This window comes from Streptomyces sp. NPDC000878, from assembly GCF_053599695.1.
In genome coordinates, this window is record NZ_JBSFMT010000012.1 from 132,403 (window position 1) to 151,722 (window position 19,320).

Here is a 19,320-nt window from a genome sequence, read left to right on the forward strand (position 1 = left end):
AGTGTGTGACAGCAAGTCGATGTTCATATTCATGAACAGTGCTCACGTGGGTGTACATGGCGGAGTCTCTGTGTAACGCTCGGTCAACTCCTATCTCCTACGGCTCAGTTGGAGGCGTGGACATGAGTGTTTCCCGACGCAGTGTGCTGACGACGGCTGCCGGTGCCGCGGTCGTGGGTGTCGCCTCGACACCGGCGGTGGGCGCGGCCACCCCCCATGCGCTCCGCGAAGCCGCCGACTTCGCCGCCGAGCGGATCCGTACTGTCGCTCCGAACGTGACCGCCTTCCCGGTCGGAACGCATTTCGAGAAGTGGGTCTACTCGCAGAACGGCGGCTGGGTCGGCGGGTTCTGGCCGGGAACGCTGTGGATGGCGTGGCTGCACACCAGGGACGACACCTTTCGCACATGGGCGCTGGCGTCGGCGGAGAAGCTGGCCCCGCGTCAGTACGACACCAGCACGCACGACCTCGGCTTTCTCTTCTACCCGTCGTGGGCCACCGCCTGGCGGCTCACCGGCGACGACGCCTGGCGAACAGGTGCCGTACAGGCCGCCGAATCCCTGATCCAGCGGTACAACCCGCGCGGACGCTTCATCCGCGCCTGGGGAGCGTTGACCGATCCCACGAACGCGGGCCGGGTCATCATCGACACGATGATGAACCTCGACCTCCTCGCGTTCGCGAGCCGCCAGACCGGCGACCCGAAGTACCTGGACATCGCCGTGGAGCACGCGAGGACGACCCAGCGTGTGTTCCCGCGCGCGGACGGATCGACCCCGCACGTGTACGACTTCGACCCGGACACCGGCGCGCCGATCGGCCCCAACACCGTGCAGGGCTACAGCCCCACGTCGTGCTGGTCGCGCGGACAGGCGTGGGGACTGTACGGGTTCACCACCATGTACCGGCGCACCGGGAACGCCGAGTTCCTGGCCACCGCCCGCAGGCTCGCGGACTTCGCGGTGCGGTCCCTCACCCCGGACCACGTCCCCGTGTGGGACTACCGCGCGCCCCAGCAGCCCCACGACATCAAGGACGCGTCGGCCGGCGCGATCACGGCCTGCGGACTGCTCGACCTGGCCGACGCCACCGGCAGGCGCTCCTACCGTGAGGTGGCGTTACGGCTGCTCACCGCACTGGCGGAGACCTGTCTGACGAGGAACTCCGCCCGCGCGGAGGCGGTCGTGGCCCGCTGCACCCGCCACCGCCCCAATGAGGACGGGATCGAGATCTCCCTTCCGTACGCCGACTACTACCTGCTCGAAGGCATCCTGCGCGTGCTGCGACCGCACGAGGTCGACCGGGCGATCGACCTCTCCACGGTCTGACAGCCGCCACGGGACGCGGGTCGCCGATCAGCCCGCGATGGAGTCCAGCTGTTCCGCCGCCGGACGCAGTGCCCACAGGTCCCCGCCCGGCGGCGCCTCCAGCGACGGAACCGCCCGCCGTGCCCGCGCGTCACCGGCGTCGGCGACAGCGTGGACGACATCGGTCGCCGCGTACTGCAGGAACCCGAGTTCCGGATGCGGCCAGGAAGCGGCCCCCGTCGCGGTGGGCAGCAGGTAGTCCACCGCCCCGAACAGGCTCTGCCCGTCCGGGCCCCGGTACGTCCACAGGTTCACGCCGACATGCCGGCCGACGGCCGCGAGCCGGGTGTGGGCGACCAGCGAGAACGTCGAGTAGTGCCAGCTCCTGGTCCGCGTCAGCTCCTGCGGCTGACTGCCGTCGGACGCGATCTGCTGCGTGATGCGCGTGCTCCGGACGCTCAGGACCGTGCGACGGGCCAGGTCCCTGTCGCCGGTCGCGTAGGCGAGTGCGGCGAGCTGCATGTCGTAGAAGGTGCCGTGGTTGTTGGTCGCGGCGGCCTCCTCCTTGCCGAAGTCGCTGTTCCTGAGCCAGCCGAGGAAGTCGGTGTTCCACCGCGCCATGCCGGCGCGGTCCGACCTGGTCCAGCCCGGGGCGCCGGTGTCCAGCAGGGCGAGTGCGTCGAGGACGCTGGTGAAGGACTGCGAGAAGTCGATGATGCCGATGGCGCGGCCGTCGAACCTGCAGGGGATGAACTGCGCGTGGTTCAGGTTCGGGTTCATCCTTGTGGCCGGGTCGAGGAACCAGGTGCGCAGGACCTGCCCGGCCTTCTCGGCGTACCGCTTCTTGCCGGTGTAGTACCAGGCGAGGGAGAGGTCGTAGACGGAGTCGAAGGTCTTCTCGACGTCCTGGCGGTCGGTGCCGGAGTCGACCTCGGGTTGCGCTCGCCGTCGCGCTGCACGTACGGGCAGCCCCAGGGGTTGTCGGCGGTCGGGGGCGTGGTGGGCCACCAGTACGGTGCCTGGCTGAGGTAGTCGTGAACGTCCCCGCCGGGCGCGGGCCGTGGCTTGTCGACGACCGTCCAGGGGCCCTGGTCCAGCCACTTGTCGGCGCGGATCGTCAACGCCCGTACAGCTTTCCGCAGTTGCCGGTCACCGCGATCGAGGCGGAGCCTGTTCTGCTGGAGCCGGGTGCCGTCCAGTACGGCGGTGTGCGGGACCTTGGGCGTGGCCTGCGCCGAGGCGGCGGGGACGGTGGTGCCGGCGGCGAACGCGGCGAGAGCCACCAGAAGGACGCCCAGGCGTGACACTGTCGAGAGTGCGCTCATGGATCCACTCCGTTCAGGTAGGTGAACGTGCGGTGAGGTGCTCCGTGCGCTACAGCGCGCGCTGCGCCGCGTGCAGATTGCGCGGCCGGACCGCGTGCGGGCTGCCGTACAGCTCCAGTCGCGTATGCAGGTCACCCGTGAAATCGGGTACGTCGATCTGGTCGAACTCCCTGACCTCGTCGATGCCGACGGTCGCGGAGTACGGCGCCAGGCCGTCGATCCTGACCAGGCCCGCCCGGGCGTTGGTGACGCGGATGTTCCAGTGGGTGAAGCGGGCGCCGAACAGGGGACCCGCGCTCGCGTCGCCGCCGTGGCGGCCGTTGTTGTTCAGGGTGATGTCGGTGCGGACGTTGGCGAAGGGCAGGCCGCGATGGCTGTCGAAAGTGCCCGTCCGCATGTCGCCGCGCGACCAGACGTTGTACGAGGACAGCCCCTCGACGTTGATGCCGTGCAGCTGGGTTCCGGACGGCGCCGGGCTGGTGCGCTCCTCGATCGTGAAGTCCTCGACGAGGTTGTCGTGCGAGCCCTCGCGGCAGAAGTAGGGGTGATGGGAACCGCGGCCGGTGACACGCGTCCGCCGCAGGGTGCACGCGGAGGCGGACACCAGACCGAAGCCGTTGTCGACGTGGCGGACCGTCACGTCGTCCACCCAGCAGTCGTACGCGCACTGCAGGACGACACCGTTGTGCCCCTTGTCCAGTAGATGCGGCTGCTGCGGAGCCTCCGCGGCCTCCAGGGTCAGCCCCTCGACACCCGAACCGGTCAACTCCGGTACATGGGTGGTCAGTCGGGGGTCCCACTCCGGGCGTACGTCGAGGGGGAGAGGACGCTCCAGGGTGACGTGCCGGCCACGGACCCGGGTGATGCGGACCGGCCATTCGTAGGGGACGTACGACGTCAGTTTGGTCTTGTCGTCCCAGACGTAGGTCTCCGGTCCGGGGCCGCCGCCGCACATGTGCTCCAGGAGCGTGTGGTCCGGGTCGTCGGCGAGGCGGAGCAGCACCAGTGAGCCGGGGTGCAGCCGGGACGGGTCCGAGACCGTCACCGTCCAGGAGCCCTGTCGCGCCGGGGCGACCGTGGTCAGCGTCCGCCACTCGTCGCGCCGGTTGCCCGTCCAGCCCTCGAAGGGCCACGTCTTCGCCCTGATCGCGGTGACGAGGGAGTTCCAACGGGCCTCGGGGGCCAGCCAGATCAGACCGCCCGCCCATGACCAGCCCGACTTGTCGCCGCCGTAGCGGGAGCCGTACACGCCCATGAGTTCGGTGAGGTTCTTCGTCGCGTACAGCGTCGTACGGTCGCTGCCCGCACCCTTGAGGGTCACGTTCGAGCGGTTCACGCGGATGATGTCGTCGATCCGGAACATGCCCGGCGGGACCGTCACCGTGCCGCCGCCCGCCCTGCCGACCGCGGCGATGGCGCGGTTGATCGCGGGAGCGGAGTCGGTCGTCCCGCCCGCCACGGCGCCGAAGTCCCGTATGTCGGCGACGGCGGGGCGGCGGGGGAAGCGCACCGCCCCGCCGCGGAAACCGGCTCGGCCGATGTAGGGGATCTGGGGGTGGGTGAAGGGAGTGCGGCTCAACTCCCGCCACAGGGCCGGGATTTCGGCCGAACCCGGGTCGGCTGCCGCTGAGGTACCAGCGCCGGCCGCGACGGCGGCAGCGCTTCCCAGTAGGGCCCGTCTGGTCATGCCCATGACATTCGAGGTGTCGGATGTGTCCGTGTGCGCGTTTCTCATGTCCGTTCGCCCTTCCCATGGTGCTGGTCATGGATATGAACGACGTTCATAATTGCGTCGACCGGTGAGCATGCCATGGCACCTGTGAGTGGGAAAGAGGTCGCGCAGGGTTATTTCCCGTGGACCGTTGGTGGACCTTTAGTGGACCTCTACAAGGAAGGCAGGCCTGCTGGTTCAGATCGCTGAACGCCAGGGGGTACGGGACCGAGGCGCCCCAGGAGGCCGACGCGCAGCGGGTCCGTGTCCGGGAGACCGAGATCGGCCGTGATCGCCAGGGCCTGTGTCCAGGCGCTGTCGGCGGCGTGCGGGCGAGCCGTGGCGTGCTGGATGTCGCCGAGGCAGAGCAGCCCGGCGGCCTCGCTGTGGCGGTCGCCGGTCCGGTGGAACAGGTCGACGGCCCGGCGGTAGCAGTCGGCGGCCTTCTCGTGTGCTTCGAGGCGGTGGTGGATGTAGCCGAGGCTGTCCCAGATGTGGGCCTGTCCGTTGAGGTCCGCGGTCTCCTGGGCCAGGCCGAGGGCCTCGCGGCAGTGCGCGAGGGCCTGTTGGTGGTCGCCGAGCTGGGCGAGGATCCAGCCGATGTGGTTCAGGGCGGCGGACTGCCCGGCCCGGTCACCGGCGGCCCGATGGTGCGCGAGGCTGCTGTGGGCGTGGCCGAGAGCCTGCCGGCGACGGCCCTGTGCCTCCGACATCCGGGACAGGTGCTGGTGGATACGGGCCTGCCCGGTGTGGCTGCCGACCTCGTCGAACAGCTCCAGCGCGTACAGGTAGTGGGCGCGGGCGTCGTCGGGACGGTCCAGCCGGTCCTGGGCGAGTCCGAGACCGCGGTGGGCGTCGGCCTGCCCGGTCCTGTCGCCCCGGCGCAGCGCGGCGTCGAGGGCCGCGGTGTGGACGGCGGTCAGTGCCCGCCAGTACCCGTGCCGGTCGAGATACGTGGTGAGCGCCGAGGCGAGCTGCCAGGTATGGGCGTCGAAGCCCGATGCGGGGGCCTGCTGCACGGCCGCGAGGAGAACCGCTTGCTCAGCGGTGAACCAGGCCTGCGCCTGCGAGTGGTCCGACAGTTCGGCGGGAGCCGAGCCCGGCTGGGCGGGCGGCAGCGGAGTCGGGTGGGGCCGGGGCGTCAGCAGGGCGTCGGCCGTGTGAGCGGTGTGCAGATAGTGGTCGAGCATCCGGTGCACGGCCGGGCGCCGGACGGCGTCGCTGTCGTGGGTGGCGGCGAGTTCGGCGGCGTAGGCGCGCAGCAGGTCGTGGAAGGCGTATCGGCCGGGGACAGGTTCGGTGAGCAGGTGTCCGCGCACCAACTCGGTCAGCAGAACACGGGCGCGTGGCATCGGTACGTCGGCCAGGGCGGCGATGGCCGGCAGGGCGGCGTCCGGGCCGGAGTGCACGCCCAGCAGCCGGAAGAGGCGGGCGGCCCCGGTGCTGAGCGTGCGGTAGGACCAGGAGAACACCGCCCGCACCTGGCTGACCGGCTCCCCGCCGTCGAGGGCGTCGAGGCGTTCGTCGGCCCGGCGCAGCTCCCCGGCGAGCGCGGAGAGGGGGAGACCGGGCTGGGCGGCGGCACGGGCGGCGACGATCGCCAGGGCGAGCGGCAACCCGGCGCACTGGCCGACGATCTCCCGTACGGCGGCCGGTTCGGCCGTCACCCGGTCCGCGCCGAGTCGGCCGATCAGCAGCTCCCGGGCCTCGGCGGGAGCGAGCAGACCGAGCGTCAGCAGATGGGCTCCCTCGGACGCGGCCAGCCCGGTCAGCGTCTTCCGGCTCGTGACCAGAGCCAAGCATCCGGGCGACCCCGGCAGCAGTGGCCGGACCTGCTCGGCGTCGCGGGCGTTGTCCAGCACCACCAGCACCCGCCGCCCGGCCAGAAGGCTGCGGTACAACCCGGTCTGCGCCTCCAGGCCGACCGGGACACGGTCCGGCGACACCCCGAAGGCGTCCAGGAACCCCCGTACCACCTCGGCGGGGCTCACTGCCGGCCCGCCGGGGGCGAACCCGTGCAGATTCACGTACAACTGCCCGTCGGGAAAGGCCCGTTGGGCCCGTCGCGCCCAGTGCACGGCCAGCGCGGTCTTGCCCACCCCCGCGGTGCCCGACACCGCCGAGATCACCACCGCCGACGGCTGGTCCGTCGCGGAGGCGAGGATCTCCTCGAGCCGGGCGAGTTCCTTGCCGCGCCCGGTGAACCCCCTTACACCCATGGGCAGTTGTACGGGGATCTCGCCCGGCCGTGGCACTGCCGCCACCGTCGGCCGGGCCGGGGGGAGTGCGCGGGGAGCGGCTGGGGCAGGGGTGCGGGGCGCCGGCCAGGCGGAGGGTTCGGAGGGGCCTCCGCGCAGGATCGACTGGTGCACCTTCCGCAACTCCGGCCCGGGGTCGGCGCCCAGTTCGTCGGCCAGCCGCTGCCGGACGGTGGCGTAGCGGTCCAGCGCCTCCGCGCCGCGCCCGGCGGAGTGCAGGGCCCGCATCAGGGCCCCGGTCAGCGGCTCCACCAGCGGGTGCTCGCCGAGCAGTTCGGTGAGCGGGCCGATCACGGTGACCGGATCGCCGACGCGTGTCTCCAGGTGGGCCCATCCGACGACGGCGTCCACACGCTGCTGCCGCCACGCCTCACGCACCCGCCCCGCCCAGGGCCCGCCGAGCCCGGCCAGCGGCTCCCCGCGCCAGAGGCCGAGCGCCTCGCGCAGCAGCGAGGCCCGTGCTTCGTCCGTCCGCCCCGACTCCCGGGCGTGCCCGACCAGTTGCCGGAACCGGTGTAGGTCCACCTGGTCCGGGCGAGCCTCCAGAAGGTATCCGCCCGAACGGCGCACCAGGCGTAACCGGGCGTCCTCCGCGTCTCCGGTCTGCTCGCACAGTCGCCGGATCCGGGCGATGTGGGCGTGCAGCGCGCGTCGTGCGCCGTCGGGTGGATCGGCGCTCCAGACCCGCTGGATCAGTGTGTCGGCCGTGACGGGCCGTCCGGTGTCCACGGCAAGCGCCGCGAGAACGGCCCGGCGCTGGGGTGGGCCGACCTCCGCCGTCCTGCCGTGCACCGAGAGTTCCACCGGACCGAGAAGTCGCACATCCACCACGATCTCCACACTCCTAGTGCAGAACTTCTCCACGTGTCGCGCACACTCCCACACCGGGCGACAACCTATCGACAACGTTCTGAGCCACAGTCGGCCCTCAGTCTGAGGGTCGGAGAGGTGTCCACGCACGGCGGCGCCCCGCGTGAAGGGAACGGTGGCGCGTGGAGTCGGGGGAGCCGTGCGAAACGGGCGGGGGCTGGGGGAGACGGACGTGAAGGAAGCACGGGGAGCGACAGCGACGGAGATGGCGGCTCCACCGGTTCGGCAGCTTGACCGGCTGCCCGGGCCCGAGGGCGTCGCGGGGCATGCGCCTGCCACGCCGGACGGTGGCGGGCGGAGTGTGCTGGAGGGTGCCTTCGTGCTGCTGGAGGCGGTGGAGCGGTCCGGCCAGGCCGGGTTGACCCGGCTCGCGTCGGAGTGCGGGCTGCCCAAGACGACCGCGTACCGGCTGCTGGAGCAACTGGTCGAGCTGGGTGCCGTGGAGCGGGACCGCGGGGGCTATCGCATGGGCTCGCGGATCTTCCGGCTCGGGCAGGCGTGGCAGCCGTATCCCGGGCTGCGGTCCGCCGCACGGGGGCCGGCCCGCCGGCTGGCGCGGGTCACGGGCGCGGTGGTGGGGGTGAATGTCCTGCGGGAGGGGCGGACACTGGTCCTGGACTGGACGTCCCGCGAGACCGACGAGGCGCCCGACCTCCTGCCGGACGGCGTGGTCTGGCCCTGGTTCACTGCGGCGGGCAAGGTGCTGGTGGCCGGAGCTCCCCCACGGCTCCCGCTCGGACCGCTGCCCGCGTCCTGGCGACGCGAATCCGCGGCGATCCGTGACCGGGGTGTCGCATTCGACCGGGAGGAGGTGGCGGCGGGGGCGTGCTGTGTGGCGGTGCCGTTGTACGGGCCGAGTGGCGTGCCGCTGGCGTCCTTGAGTGTCGTGACCGACCCCGCGCACAGCCTGGACCGGCTCGTGGATGTGGTTCAGCAGGCGGGGAGGACGATCAGCGCGCGACTGGGCGGGAGGTGAACCGGCGCTCCTGGGAGTGAGGTTGTCGCGGGTGGCGGGTGGGGCCGCGAAAACTTGTGTGCTTAATGTGTTCAAGTTGTGGGTACTGCGTGGTCAAGAAGTGCTGAGATCATGTGCACTCCACTTGGTGAGTCGGAACATGTCGGACGTCGTGCTCGGGGGACGGACCGGACGAACTATGAGCACGAGCGACTTACCCGACCCCGCGCCGCGCTCGGCGCCGGGCCCGCCCGACGCTGGGGCCCCGGTCGTCGGGGATGCCGGGGGCGCGATGCGCAACGTGCGCGCCCAACTCGCCGAACTCCTGGGCCGTACACCGGAGTCGGTCTCGGTGATCAGCCGTGACGGGACGGGACGGGCTGGCCGGTCGACGTCGAGGTCGTGGAACTGGAGCGCATCCCCGATTCCACCAGCGTCCTCGCCGTCTACCGGGTGACGCTGGATGCCGACGGTCTTCTTCTCGGCTACGCCCGCAGCCGCCGCCACACCCGAGGCCAGGTCGACCGGCAATCAGGGTGTGCGGGGTGGTCCGCGCGGCGACCGGGGTGCCGGTCCATCGGCTCCCTCCGCGTGACGGGGCCCTCTGTGTACGACTGTTCCGCCCGCTGTCGCAGCGTCCGTGTCCGCGACGCACTCGCCCCGTGACCCGGTTGAGTCGGTCCGGGATCCCAGTCCGGTCGCCGTACGGCATCCCACCGTCGACGCCCGCCCCGCACACCCTCGCCCCACCTCTGAGAGGGAACCTCACCGATGACCATACTTGCCCAGACCGCCGCCCCCCCCGTGCTCAGAAGACCGACGGAGGCCTCTACGACATCCTCGACCTGATCCTTGACCGCGGACTCGTGATCGACGTCTTCATCCGGGTGTCGGTGATCGGCATCGAGGTGCTGCGTATCGACATCCGCATCGTCATCGCCAGCGTCGACACCTACCTGCGCTTCGCGGCGGCGACCAATCGCCTCGACCTGGAGAACCGCGGTACTCCCGTGGTGACTCCGGCGCCCGTGTTGTTCACACCGGACCTGCCCACCGCCGTGGCGTCCGGAGGCCGGACGGCCGTACTGCCGAGCGTCGTGTCGGCTCCCGCTCCCGGCAGTGTCGTCACGCAGGGGCAGCCCGTCACCGTCTGGCCGCCCGGTATCGGGGCCGCGGGCCCCGTCGTCGGGAACCTGGGACAGACGGTGGGGCGGGCACTCGGGACGGTCGGACAGACGGTCGGTGGCGTCACCCCGATCGTCGGGGGAGCGGTCGGCAGTGTGGCGCCCACCGTGGGTGGAGTGGTCGGCATCGTGGGCCGGACGGCCGACACCGTGGTGGGATCCGTCGTCCCGACCGCGGCGACCGTGGTGAGCGCTGTCGCCCCGGTGGCCGCTACCGCGGTCCCGGTGACGGATCCCGTGGTGCCCAGCGCCGGTGAGGCCGGTGCCGTGGAGCAGACGGCGGTCCCCACCACGCAGGAAGTGGCCGACACCTCGGGTTCGACCGCGGCCCGCCCCCAGCAGGCTCACCCCGCCGCTCGTGACAAGCCCCGGGGCAACAAGGGCCGGCCGGACGGGGAGGCCTGACGGATGCCGCTCTACCTCTACGCGGTCACGGACGCGGACCATCCGCTGCCCGTCGACGGTGCCACCGGAATCGGGGCCTCGCCCGCACCCCTGAGGGCGGTGCGCGCGGCCCGGGTGGCCGCCGTCGTCAGCGAGGCGCCGGCACAACTGCGCGCCAAACGAAGAGACTTGATGGTCCATCAGAAGGTGCTGTTGATGCTCGGTGCCGCGGGTGCCGTGCTACCGCTGCGCTTCGGCACACTCGCCCCCGACGTCGGCGCGGTGCGCCGCGCGCTGGCGGACCAGGAGTCGTTGTTCACCGATCGGCTCCGAGACGTCGAGGACCGTGTCGAGTTCAATGTCAAGGCCTTGCAGGACGAGGACACCGCCCTGCGCGATGTCCTGCGGGACAGTGCCGAAGCCCGACGCCTGAGCGCCCTCACCCGGGACGGCACAGGCGCGCACGACGACCAGGTGGCCCTCGGCACGGTCGTCGCCGCCGGAGTTGAAGCCCTACAGGCGCGGCACGCCCAGGACATCGCCCGCCGACTGGAGCCGCTGGCTCACCGCACCGCCGCGGGTGATCCGACGGGCGAGGTCTTCCTGAACCTGAGCCTGCTGATCGAACGCCGGCAGGCCGACGCGTTCGACGCGTCCGTGGGCCGGGTCGCCGAGAGCCTCGGTCACGGGCTGGAACTCCGGGTGACCGGACCTCTTCCGCCCTACAGCTTTGTCTGACCGAGTTGTCTGAACGCTGTGTCCGACCGCTGTGTTCGACCGCGTGGGAAGGAGAGCGCCGTATGGGTCTGCTGAGCGGTCTGCCACTGGCTCCGCTGCGCGGGGTCGGCTGGGTGCTCGAACAGGTGGTGCGGGAAGCGAATCGGCAGTACGCCGACCCCGCCCCCATCCACCGTGAAACGCCGACGTGGAACTGGTCCGCATCTCGCTGCGCGCCCTGCTCACCTCGGTCGAAGGCGCTGTCGAAGGAGTCACGGAAGGAATCCTGACGTGACATCACAAGACGAGCCCGCACCGGACTCCGGACAGTCCTCGGCCCGACGCCTCGACCTGGACAAGGACACGGTCGAACGCGACCTCGTCCGACTGGTGCTCACCGTCGTGGAGTTGCTGCGCCAGCTCATGGAACGGCAGGCCATCCGACGGGTCGAGAGGAACAAACTGACCGAGGAACAGGAAGAACGCATCGGCATGACGCCGATGATCCTCGACGACCGCATGACCGAACTGCGCGAGCGCTACGGCCTGAGCCCCGAGGACCTGAATCTCGACCTCGGCCCGCTCGGTCCCCTTCTGCCGCGGAAAGAGGGGCGCTACTGAGGCTTTTGAAGGACTGTCGACGAACTGTCGACGGATTATCGACGACCTCTGCGACGGTTGCCTGGAACGAGCGGCCATGAGCAGAAGGGGGATTCTGTGACCGTCGATGAATCGTCGGAGTCTGTTGACGCGACGACGCCCAAGATCACGCCCAAGCCGGACGATATACCGGCGAGTGTGAGTATCTCCTGGCCGACCGGAACGGTGCGGGCGGGGAGGCAGGTACAGATCACGGTGAGTGTCAACCGCGGCACCGGTTGGACTTGGGATAAGGAGCGAAGGCGATGGGAAAAGAACCCTCTGGTCACCTTCACCCAGTCAAATCTCTACATTCTGGGTAGGAAAATCAATTCCCCCGGAGGAGGCGGATTCACCTATACCGCGACCTTCCCGAGCGCGGGAAACCAGGGCCTCTCGGCGGACGCTGAGAAAACCGACGGAGCCTGGCTGCAGGCCCCCGCACGGATCATCTCGGTGGCCGAGGCGCCCCCTCCGGCGTTCACGTGGACGGCGCCGACCGATGGCGCGGCGGTCGATCTGGGGCCGGCCGGTGGACAGACCGAGGTGCGGCTGACGGCGGGGAGCGATCAGTTCCAGCCGTTCACGGTGAGCATCACGCGCGACGGTCTGCCCGCTCTTGCCGAGCAGTTCTCGGGCACCTCGTACGCGAAGACGGTCACGTTCGGGCCGGCGACGGCGGGCGCCCGGTCGATCTCCGTGAAGTGCGCCGATCCGAACGGGCTTTCGTCGACGCAGACCCGGTCGCTGGTGGGGCGTGACAGCGTGCCGCCGACCGTGGCACTCGACCCCTTCAGCGACAGGCAGACGGCCAGGTCGTTTCCCCACACCGTCACCCTCACCGGGAGGACGAACGGGGCGGCGTCCGGGATCACCGGGGTCGTCTTCGCGTTCACCAACGGCCCGTCGGGGTCGGCGCAGGACACGTCGTCCGGCCGGGACTGGTCGGCGTGGCGGGTGCAGGCTCCCCTGGCCGCCATCGGGACCTATCCGTTCAGGGTCACCGTCACCAACTCCCGTGGGAGCACGGTCTCCGCCTCCGGAACCATCACGCTGGTCGCTCAGGGCCCTCCGGTGTTCACGTGGGTGACTCCGGCCGATGGCGGGGTGGTCGATCTGGGGCCGGCCGGTGGTCAGGCCGAGGTGAGGCTGACGTCGGGGAGCGATCAGTTCTACCCGTTCACCGTGAGCATCGCGCACGACGGTCTGCCCGCCACGACGCAGCAGTACACGGGTACGGAGTTCACGAAGACGGTGACGTTCGGGCCCATGCCGCTCGGATCCCGGTCGATCACGGTGACGTGTGCCGATCCGAACGGTCTCTCCTCGACGCAGACCCGTTCGCTGGTGGGGCGTGACAGCGTGCCGCCCACGGTGGCGCTCGACCCCTACGAGGGGAGCCAGACAGCCACTTCGCTGCCGCATCCTGTCACTCTCACCGGGACGACGAACGGCGCGCAGTCCGGGGTCACCGAGGTCGCCTACGAATTCGACAACGGTCCATCGGGGGTCGCGCAGGACACTTCGCCGGGCGGTGACTGGTCGACCTGGCGGGTGCAGGACGCCCTGCCCACGACCGGGACCTATCAGTTCAGGGTCATCGCCACCAACTCCCGTGGGAGCACCGTCTCCGCCCCCGGAACCATCAACCTGCACCTGTAGCCGATGGGATCACGCACGTGACGTCATTCAGGGACCGGGTGATGCTGGAGCTGGGCGATCCGGCGGCGTTCGGCGCGCTGCTGCGGCCCGCCGGGGATTCCGACCGGCAGCTGATCCGCACCATGCTGGCCGCGACGTACGACCTGTCGGCGGTCCGGATCGACCGGATCCGGGACGTGACGGTGGGCGAACTGGAACTGCAGCACCCGCTCTTCGTCACGGACCGGAAGACGGGCACCTGGACACAGACGGTGCCCAGCTACGCCCGGACGGAACTCGCCCTGGACGAGACGACGTCACGGAATCCGGTGTGGATCGACATTCTGGCCCGGCTGCGGGTCACGGTGGTGGCGGAGATCGATCCGGCCGGTGCCGAATCGGTCGTCTCCGAGGCGGCCGACGGTTTTTCCACGCTGGACGAGTTCCGCCGGCAGTTCCCGTTCGTCGACCTGGACGCGTTCATGGCCGAGCACGGCATCAGCACCGTGGAACAACTGCGCGACGCCTTCCAGTACTTGCTGACAACCGTACGTCTACGGGCCGCCGCACCATTCGATCCGGACGACCCGGGAAACACGTACACACTGAATGTCGCGCTCGCCGCGCTGGCGGTCGACCCCTTCGATATCGCCGAAGGGCTGCGGGCCGCCCGAATGGTCCGGGAAACGAGCAGAGAACTGACCGGCGCACCGCAGCGTGCGATTCCGGCGGAATGCACAGCGGCTTACGCGGTCGCCGTCGTGTTCGCGGAGGAGGGGCCCGGCGGGAGCGGGATCACCGCCGCCGCGGTCGGGCGACTGTTCGCCGGGACGGGTGTCGCGGCGCTGTTCCTGAACACGAATTGAGGAACGCGAATTAGCGGTCGCGAGCCGACGATCGAGAGCCGATGATCGTGAGCCGGGAAATCGACATACCACTGATCGGCATACCACTGAACGCCATCGCACATCAGGCCCGAGAGAGACAGAGGAGGGGCCGATGACCGTCCGCTATGTCCGGGTGAAACCGGTAGTCAATCTGTTCGCACCAGCCGTTCGCGCATACGGCAACATCGCCGTGGTCGGCACGATCGAACTGCCCGAGGAGTCACCGCCGACCGATCCCGCCCAGGTGAACATCCCGCTCGACTTCACCGACCCGCACGAAGCACGTCGGCGCGCTCCGGGTGACCTCGGGAAGGCCGTGGCCCTCGCTTTCGAGCAGTCGCCCGGCCCGACCCTGGTGACGGCCGTGCGGGTGGACGAGCAGGACCCTGACTGGCAGGCCGCGCTGGACGTGGTCGCCGGACTCGACGTGCAACTGGTGGTGCTGGCCAACACTCCGCTGGACGCCACCACCGGTCATGTCGAGGCCCCGGAAGGCGCGTTGGTGACCCTGGCCAAGCATGTCGCCTCGGTGTCGGAGACCGGCGCCGAGGGCAAGCAGCGGATGGGCGTGGCCATGCTGCCCAAGGACTCGTCCGACCCGACGCCGGTCACGGGCACCCTGGCCCACGAGCGCATGGTCTACATCGCCCATCGCAGCGACCAGGACGCCGCGGCGGCCGTGGCCGGCACGATCGCGGGCCACCAACCGCACATCTCCCTGCTGCTGAAGCCGGTCAACATCACCAGCCCGCCGTTCACCCAGGCCCGGATCGGGGACCTGAACGGCCCGGAGACGTTCGAATCCGGACCGGCCGGGCTCGGGGTGAACTGGCTGACCAGCCCGTCGATCATCCCCGGCGGTGGCGTCTACATGGGAGAGGGCTACACCGGGAACCCGGGCACGACGAAGTACATCGACGCCATGCGCACGATCGACGACCTCAACTTCCGGCTCAACGCACAGCTCATCAGGACGATCGGCAACGTGCGGATCAGCCGCTCGGGGCTGCGCGCGCTGATCGCCCGGCTTGAGGCGATCCTCGCCCCCGAAGTGCGGAACGACGTGCTGAACGGCTTCGAGGTCTTCGTTCCCCTGCTGACGCTGCTGGACAGGGACCCGGCGACGCTCACCGCCGCCGAGGCCGAGCAGATCCACGACGCCGAGGTGCGGCGGACGGTGCAGGTCATGGTGGCGATCCACTACGCCGGTGCCATGCACCGGCTTTCCCTCACGATGAAGTTCGACTAGGGGAGCACCGATGCCGGACTGGAACACCAGGCTCGAGGTGAAACTCGGGGACAGCACCATCACCCCGATATCGAGCTTCACCCCGACGTTCAACGTGCCGCACACCGTGCTGCACAGCATCGAGGCGGACAACGTCGGTTTCGTCCGACAGCCGTTCACCTTCACCTTCATGATGGCGGTGCCCGCGGTGGCCGCGGCCGTCGCCGATCTGACCGAACTGGCCGCGAACGGCCAGGAGTTCTCCGTGGTGGTCGCCGAGAAGAAGGGCACCGACTGGGCGTTCGACTCCATGAAGTTCGCCCGCTGCGTCGTCACCTCGGCCAATCCCAGCAACGTGGTGATCGACGGCGTACCGCAGGCCAGCTTCAGCTGCCTCGCGCTGGACGTCGGCTTGGAGGCGTAGCCGCCGTGGACGCCGAGGACGCCGGGGAGGAGACAGGCGGCTCGTTCGAACTGCCCGGTTTCGCCGCCGGTGGACGGGTGGACCGCACCGGTATCGCGCTGGTCCACGAGGGCGAGTACATAGTGCCCGCGCCCGGCAGCGAGGCGGCCGTCTCGCCGCACGCCGCCGGTGCCGGCCCGGTGATCAACTACCACTTTCCGGTCGAGATACAGGCGGTGGAGTCACTGCCCGAGAGCGAGAGCGCACAACTGGTCGGACAGGTCTTCGACCAGCTCGGGCGGGAACTGGCCAGTCGGCTCTGAGCCGACCGGCTCTGAAGCAGTCGGCTCTGAGCCCGGGCGCGGCCGGATCGACAAGCGTGGGGGGAGACATGGCGACGGGGACGAACGTCCCGGTGCTGGTGGGGCCGGTACCACTGCTCTACGTACAGAAGATGACGGTCGTCGAGGGCTACGAGATCGAACGGATCATGGGCAGCCGGTTCCTCCAGGCCACCCGGCCCACCAAGAAGCAGATCAGTATCGAGGCGTTGCTGATCGGCTCGAACCGGTTCGGGCTGAAGAAGGCGCTGGAGGCCCTGGCGCTGACGTCCAGGGCGCTGGTGGCGACCTCCGCGGCCCTGCTGCCCAACGGCATCCCCGTGGTGTCCGGCCTCACGATCAGCCTGGACATGCAGATCACCGAACTGCACTTCACGCAGAGCGTGGCCAGACGGGATGCCCTGGACGTGTCGATCTCGCTGTTGGAGGTCCCACGGTCCAGCCTGATCGCGGTCGTCGGCGAAGTGGCGGATCTCGCCGTGGGCGCCGGGACCGCGCTGCTGCCGGGCTCCGTCGCGCCCAACCCGATCGCCCGCGCGGCGCAGGGCCTGTTGTAGCCGCCGTTCAGCGAATCAGGATCGAGTCCAAGTCCAAGTCCAGGACCAAGTCGAAGTCCAGGACCGAGTCCAAATCCAGGACCAGGAAGGAGGCATCCGTGGTGACGCGCAGTTTTCTCAGGTTGCCGATCGACGCCGACGAGGGTTTCCCGCAGGCGTTCCGGCTGGCCGTGTCCGGCCGCAACTACCAGTTCCGGCTGTACGCCAATGTCGCGGAGGACATCGTCGACAGCGCGCCGTCCGGGCCGCTCGACCTGCCGTCCGCGAAGGCGTTCCTGGTGCTGTCGGTGGACCGGGAGGAACCCGGCGGGCCGGTCACGATCCTGCGCCGCAAGCTGGTGCCCGACGTGGAGTACCCGGCGGCCGAACTCGCCCTGACCTTCCGGACGATGAGGCTGGACCTCCGCAATCTCAACGCGGCCGGCTCGTTCGGCTCCGAAGTGGTCGGCGGGGTGGCACTCGTATGAGCTTCGTGCTGTGGTACCGGATCGAGATCGCCGAGGCCGATGTGTCCGGCGGTGTGTTGGCCTCGACGGTGGGTGCGCTGGCCGCGCAGTCCGGGCTGGGGCTGCCGCTCACGGTGTCCAACGACGTCCTGAGCGGCTCCCTGGTCATCGACGCGGACATCACCGTGACGATGACCGACGGCGCGGGCGTGGACACGTTCGAGATCAGCCTGATCAACCTGCCAGGCCAGGTCACGGAGCTGATCAAGAACACGCACGCCGCCAAGCCGGTCAACGCCACCGTCCACCTCGGATACTTCGACGAGCCGACGACCAGGACGACGACCGCGGGACAGGTGCTGGTCGGCCGGATCGTCTCCGTGACCGGCAGTGTCGGCAGCGACGGCCTCTCCCGCACCGTGCTCTGCGGCCAGGAGGAAGGCGGGTACCTGCTGCGCAGCACGCCGGTGGAGCAGGACCGCCGGGTGGGCACCGAGTTGGTCGACCTGGCCGCGTCACTGGCCAAGGCCGCCGGGGTACCGCTGGCGGACGGCTCCACGGTCGGCGGTGGACTGCGGGACTTCACCGTCCGGGCCGGATCCGCCCTGGACGCCCTCGGCGCGCTCGCGGCGCGGGCGGACGTGCCGCTGGTGGTGCGTGACCGCGCGGTCCATCTCGGCGCGGCGGTCGGTGCGTTCACCGATCCGGCGCCGGTCGTCTTCGACCCGGACACCAACCTGGTCTCCCTCAGCAGCTCGACCGCCGAGGACACCGGGGCGCGCCCGGCCTTTCCGCCTCCGGCCGCCGTGGACGACGTGCCGCTGTCCGAGCCGGCCGTGCTGCCGCCGGTGCGCACCACGCTGGAGCTGACGGTGCTCGGCCATCCCGGGCTGCGGGTCGGCCAAGTGGCCGCCACGACCGGCCTGTCCGGCGTACCGACGGGACCGCTGCGGCTGTCCCACGTGGTGCACTCCTTCCGCGTCGGCTCCGGCTACACCGCGGAGCTTCGACTGATCGCGGCCCGCCCCGGCGAGCGGGCCCAGGTCCACACCGGAGTGCAGGGCGTGGTGGACCGCTGGCGCGATGTCCTGGACCGCAGCCGTGAGGATCACCCGGCGGTCGATCTCGGGGAGGTGACCGAGTACGCCCCGGGCGCCGACGGCAGGCACGTGGCCTCGCTGCACTACGGGCAGCGGCCTGAACCCGGAGTCGCGGCGCCCAGCGTGGCCAGCCCGATCGACACCGCCGTCGAACTGCACGACAAGCCGATCGTGTCGCCGTTCGCGTTCCACAAGACCGGGCTGATCACTCCCGTGTACCCGAAGATGCGCGCGGTCCTGGCGCACAACCGCGGCGACGTCAACGACGCGGTGATCACCGGCTTCGTCTGGCCGGACAACCCGGCCCACGAGCGTCCGCCCAACCGGCCGGGCGACCACTGGCTGGCCCTGCCCACCGAGCTGGGCGCGGACGACCTGCCGCGCGGCAAGGGCGCCAACGACCTCACCGACGCCGCCGGGCAGCGGGTCATCCAGGTGGCGGCCCTGCACGTACTCGTCGGCGCCGACAGCCTGCCCAAGGTCGGTACCCGGCCCGACCCACCCACCGACAACTCGATCACTATCGAACACCAGAGCGGAACGATGATCACGGTGGACTCCGAGGGCGCGGTCACGATCAGTACGGCGGACCGGCCGATCACCCTGACCAACGGCTCGGTCAGCATGCAACTCGACGGCTCCTCCGTGGCGGTGACGTGATGCCCGCCGTCCTGACCGAGGCATCCACCCTCCGGTGCCAGCACCAGGGGACCGTGAAGCCGCGAGTCGTCCGGCGTGGGCTCATGGTGGACGACTCGCCGGTACTGGTGGACGAGGATCTGCCGCTCGCCCCGATCGCCGGCTGTCCCGAAACGCCTCCGTGCCTTCAGATCGCGGAAGTCTCCGAGGGAGTCAGTACGAGGCTGAAGGCCGGTGGCCGGCCCGTGCTGCTGGCCACCGCACAGGGGACGACCAACACCGGCTCGCGGTGGCAGGTGTTCGAACCGGTCCAGACGAAACTGGAGGCAGCATGACCACCTCGTTCGGTCGCAGTCTGCTGCTCGACGACGGCGACCTGGTAGTGGCGGACGGGCAGTTGCGGGAAGTCGAGTCGATGGCCAACCTCAGCCAGGCGCTGACGCTGCGCGTGCTCACCCCGTTCGGGTCCGATCCGTTCAACACCGGCTACGGGCTGGACATCGGCCGGATCTTCACCGGGCCCAACCCGCTGTCCGTGGCGAAGCAGTTGGTGCAGCTGAACCTGGTCCGCACCCTGGGCACCGATCCACGGGTCCGTGACGTCCGCCAGGTCGTCTTCGACGAGGCCCCGGATCACGACCGGCGCGCATGGACCGTACGGGTCGAACTGGACACGGTGGCGGGCGATCCGCTGACGCTGCTCGTGGACGTGGGGGTGTGAGCGGGGG

Annotated in this window: 18 protein-coding genes and 2 pseudogenes; 17 read left to right on the plus strand and 3 right to left on the minus strand. The window is 70.2% G+C overall.

The features are described from left to right. Positions 1 to 122 precede the first annotated feature (122 nt). The gene (locus tag ACWDR4_RS14075) at positions 123 to 1,328 is read left to right on the plus strand and encodes a glycoside hydrolase family 88 protein (RefSeq protein ID WP_450408045.1); all 1,206 of its coding nucleotides are present in this window, start codon (positions 123 to 125) and stop codon (positions 1,326 to 1,328) included. Positions 1,329 to 1,355: 27 nt separating this feature from the next. Here the strand turns inward: ACWDR4_RS14075 and ACWDR4_RS14080 are convergent. The 3 genes and pseudogenes from ACWDR4_RS14080 to ACWDR4_RS14090 all read right to left on the minus strand — a co-directional run bounded on the left by ACWDR4_RS14080 (position 1,356) and on the right by ACWDR4_RS14090 (position 7,432). Next, positions 1,356 to 2,632: pseudogene (locus ACWDR4_RS14080) on the minus strand (alginate lyase family protein). A 49-nt stretch (positions 2,633 to 2,681) separates the two neighbouring features. Continuing rightward, positions 2,682 to 4,325 (minus strand): glycosyl hydrolase family 28-related protein, encoded by a 1,644-nt coding sequence (locus tag ACWDR4_RS14085; RefSeq protein ID WP_450408192.1) that lies wholly within the window; start codon positions 4,323 to 4,325, stop codon positions 2,682 to 2,684. A gap of 191 nt (positions 4,326 to 4,516) precedes the next feature. Further along, entirely contained in the window at positions 4,517 to 7,432 is a 2,916-nt protein-coding gene (locus ACWDR4_RS14090) for a BTAD domain-containing putative transcriptional regulator (RefSeq protein WP_450408048.1), read from the minus strand. A gap of 211 nt (positions 7,433 to 7,643) precedes the next feature. Between ACWDR4_RS14090 and ACWDR4_RS14095 the strand changes: the two genes are divergently transcribed. The 16 genes and pseudogenes from ACWDR4_RS14095 to ACWDR4_RS14170 all read left to right on the plus strand — a co-directional run bounded on the left by ACWDR4_RS14095 (position 7,644) and on the right by ACWDR4_RS14170 (position 19,313). Then, a complete protein-coding gene (locus ACWDR4_RS14095) occupies positions 7,644 to 8,447 on the plus strand; it encodes an IclR family transcriptional regulator (protein WP_450408052.1) in 804 nt (267 codons plus the stop codon). Between the two features lie 381 nt (positions 8,448 to 8,828). Beyond that, positions 8,829 to 9,092, plus strand: coding sequence for a gas vesicle protein GvpO (gene gvpO, locus ACWDR4_RS14100; protein ID WP_450408055.1), 264 nt, complete (start codon positions 8,829 to 8,831; stop codon positions 9,090 to 9,092). Positions 9,093 to 9,262: 170 nt separating this feature from the next. Beyond that, positions 9,263 to 9,421: pseudogene (gvpJ, locus tag ACWDR4_RS14105) on the plus strand (gas vesicle protein GvpJ); the annotation flags it as partial. 597 nt (positions 9,422 to 10,018) lie between these two features. Further along, on the plus strand, positions 10,019 to 10,732 hold the full coding sequence (locus ACWDR4_RS14110) for a GvpL/GvpF family gas vesicle protein (protein WP_450408058.1): 714 nt from the start codon (positions 10,019 to 10,021) through the stop codon (positions 10,730 to 10,732). Positions 10,733 to 10,794: 62 nt separating this feature from the next. After that, positions 10,795 to 11,001 (plus strand): gas vesicle protein GvpG, encoded by a 207-nt coding sequence (locus ACWDR4_RS14115; RefSeq protein ID WP_450408061.1) that lies wholly within the window; start codon positions 10,795 to 10,797, stop codon positions 10,999 to 11,001. 1 nt (position 11,002) lies between these two features. After that, positions 11,003 to 11,332 (plus strand): gas vesicle protein K, encoded by a 330-nt coding sequence (locus tag ACWDR4_RS14120; protein WP_450408063.1) that lies wholly within the window; start codon positions 11,003 to 11,005, stop codon positions 11,330 to 11,332. 474 nt (positions 11,333 to 11,806) lie between these two features. Further along, the gene (locus tag ACWDR4_RS14125) at positions 11,807 to 13,012 is read left to right on the plus strand and encodes a hypothetical protein (protein WP_450408066.1); all 1,206 of its coding nucleotides are present in this window, start codon (positions 11,807 to 11,809) and stop codon (positions 13,010 to 13,012) included. Positions 13,013 to 13,029: 17 nt separating this feature from the next. Further along, a complete protein-coding gene (locus tag ACWDR4_RS14130) occupies positions 13,030 to 13,857 on the plus strand; it encodes a hypothetical protein (protein ID WP_450408069.1) in 828 nt (275 codons plus the stop codon). A gap of 133 nt (positions 13,858 to 13,990) precedes the next feature. Then, entirely contained in the window at positions 13,991 to 15,127 is a 1,137-nt protein-coding gene (locus tag ACWDR4_RS14135; protein WP_450408071.1) for a hypothetical protein, read from the plus strand. 10 nt (positions 15,128 to 15,137) lie between these two features. Continuing rightward, positions 15,138 to 15,530: a hypothetical protein gene (locus ACWDR4_RS14140; protein WP_319094399.1), complete on the plus strand. Its 393-nt coding sequence runs from the start codon at positions 15,138 to 15,140 to the stop codon at positions 15,528 to 15,530. 5 nt (positions 15,531 to 15,535) lie between these two features. Beyond that, positions 15,536 to 15,832, plus strand: coding sequence for a hypothetical protein (locus ACWDR4_RS14145; protein ID WP_450408076.1), 297 nt, complete (start codon positions 15,536 to 15,538; stop codon positions 15,830 to 15,832). Positions 15,833 to 15,900: 68 nt separating this feature from the next. Next, positions 15,901 to 16,407: a hypothetical protein gene (locus ACWDR4_RS14150; protein ID WP_450408079.1), complete on the plus strand. Its 507-nt coding sequence runs from the start codon at positions 15,901 to 15,903 to the stop codon at positions 16,405 to 16,407. Positions 16,408 to 16,505: 98 nt separating this feature from the next. Then, the gene (locus tag ACWDR4_RS14155; protein ID WP_450408081.1) at positions 16,506 to 16,874 is read left to right on the plus strand and encodes a hypothetical protein; all 369 of its coding nucleotides are present in this window, start codon (positions 16,506 to 16,508) and stop codon (positions 16,872 to 16,874) included. Continuing rightward, the gene (locus ACWDR4_RS14160) at positions 16,871 to 18,613 is read left to right on the plus strand and encodes a hypothetical protein (RefSeq protein WP_450408084.1); all 1,743 of its coding nucleotides are present in this window, start codon (positions 16,871 to 16,873) and stop codon (positions 18,611 to 18,613) included. Before ACWDR4_RS14155 ends, ACWDR4_RS14160 begins: the two co-directional genes overlap by 4 nt. A gap of 53 nt (positions 18,614 to 18,666) precedes the next feature. Next, positions 18,667 to 18,927, plus strand: coding sequence for a hypothetical protein (locus tag ACWDR4_RS14165; RefSeq protein WP_450408087.1), 261 nt, complete (start codon positions 18,667 to 18,669; stop codon positions 18,925 to 18,927). After that, positions 18,924 to 19,313, plus strand: a complete 390-nt coding sequence (locus ACWDR4_RS14170; RefSeq protein WP_450408090.1) for a hypothetical protein — start codon at positions 18,924 to 18,926, stop codon at positions 19,311 to 19,313. Before ACWDR4_RS14165 ends, ACWDR4_RS14170 begins: the two co-directional genes overlap by 4 nt. Positions 19,314 to 19,320: the final 7 nt, after the last annotated feature.

Bases quoted from the DNA above. Each gene is read 5' to 3' on its own strand.
- ACWDR4_RS14140 (WP_319094399.1), top strand. From the start codon at position 15,138: ATGCCGGACTGGAACACCAGGCTCGAGGTGAAACTCGGGGACAGCACC.
- ACWDR4_RS14160 (WP_450408084.1), top strand. From the start codon at position 16,871: ATGAGCTTCGTGCTGTGGTACCGGATCGAGATCGCCGAGGCCGATGTG.
- ACWDR4_RS14085 (WP_450408192.1), bottom strand. From the start codon at position 4,325: ATGGGCATGACCAGACGGGCCCTACTGGGAAGCGCTGCCGCCGTCGCG.
- ACWDR4_RS14075 (WP_450408045.1), top strand. From the start codon at position 123: ATGAGTGTTTCCCGACGCAGTGTGCTGACGACGGCTGCCGGTGCCGCG.
- ACWDR4_RS14115 (WP_450408061.1), top strand. From the start codon at position 10,795: ATGGGTCTGCTGAGCGGTCTGCCACTGGCTCCGCTGCGCGGGGTCGGC.
- ACWDR4_RS14150 (WP_450408079.1), top strand. From the start codon at position 15,901: ATGGCGACGGGGACGAACGTCCCGGTGCTGGTGGGGCCGGTACCACTG.
- ACWDR4_RS14170 (WP_450408090.1), top strand. From the start codon at position 18,924: ATGACCACCTCGTTCGGTCGCAGTCTGCTGCTCGACGACGGCGACCTG.
- ACWDR4_RS14110 (WP_450408058.1), top strand. From the start codon at position 10,019: ATGCCGCTCTACCTCTACGCGGTCACGGACGCGGACCATCCGCTGCCC.
- ACWDR4_RS14135 (WP_450408071.1), top strand. From the start codon at position 13,991: ATGACCGTCCGCTATGTCCGGGTGAAACCGGTAGTCAATCTGTTCGCA.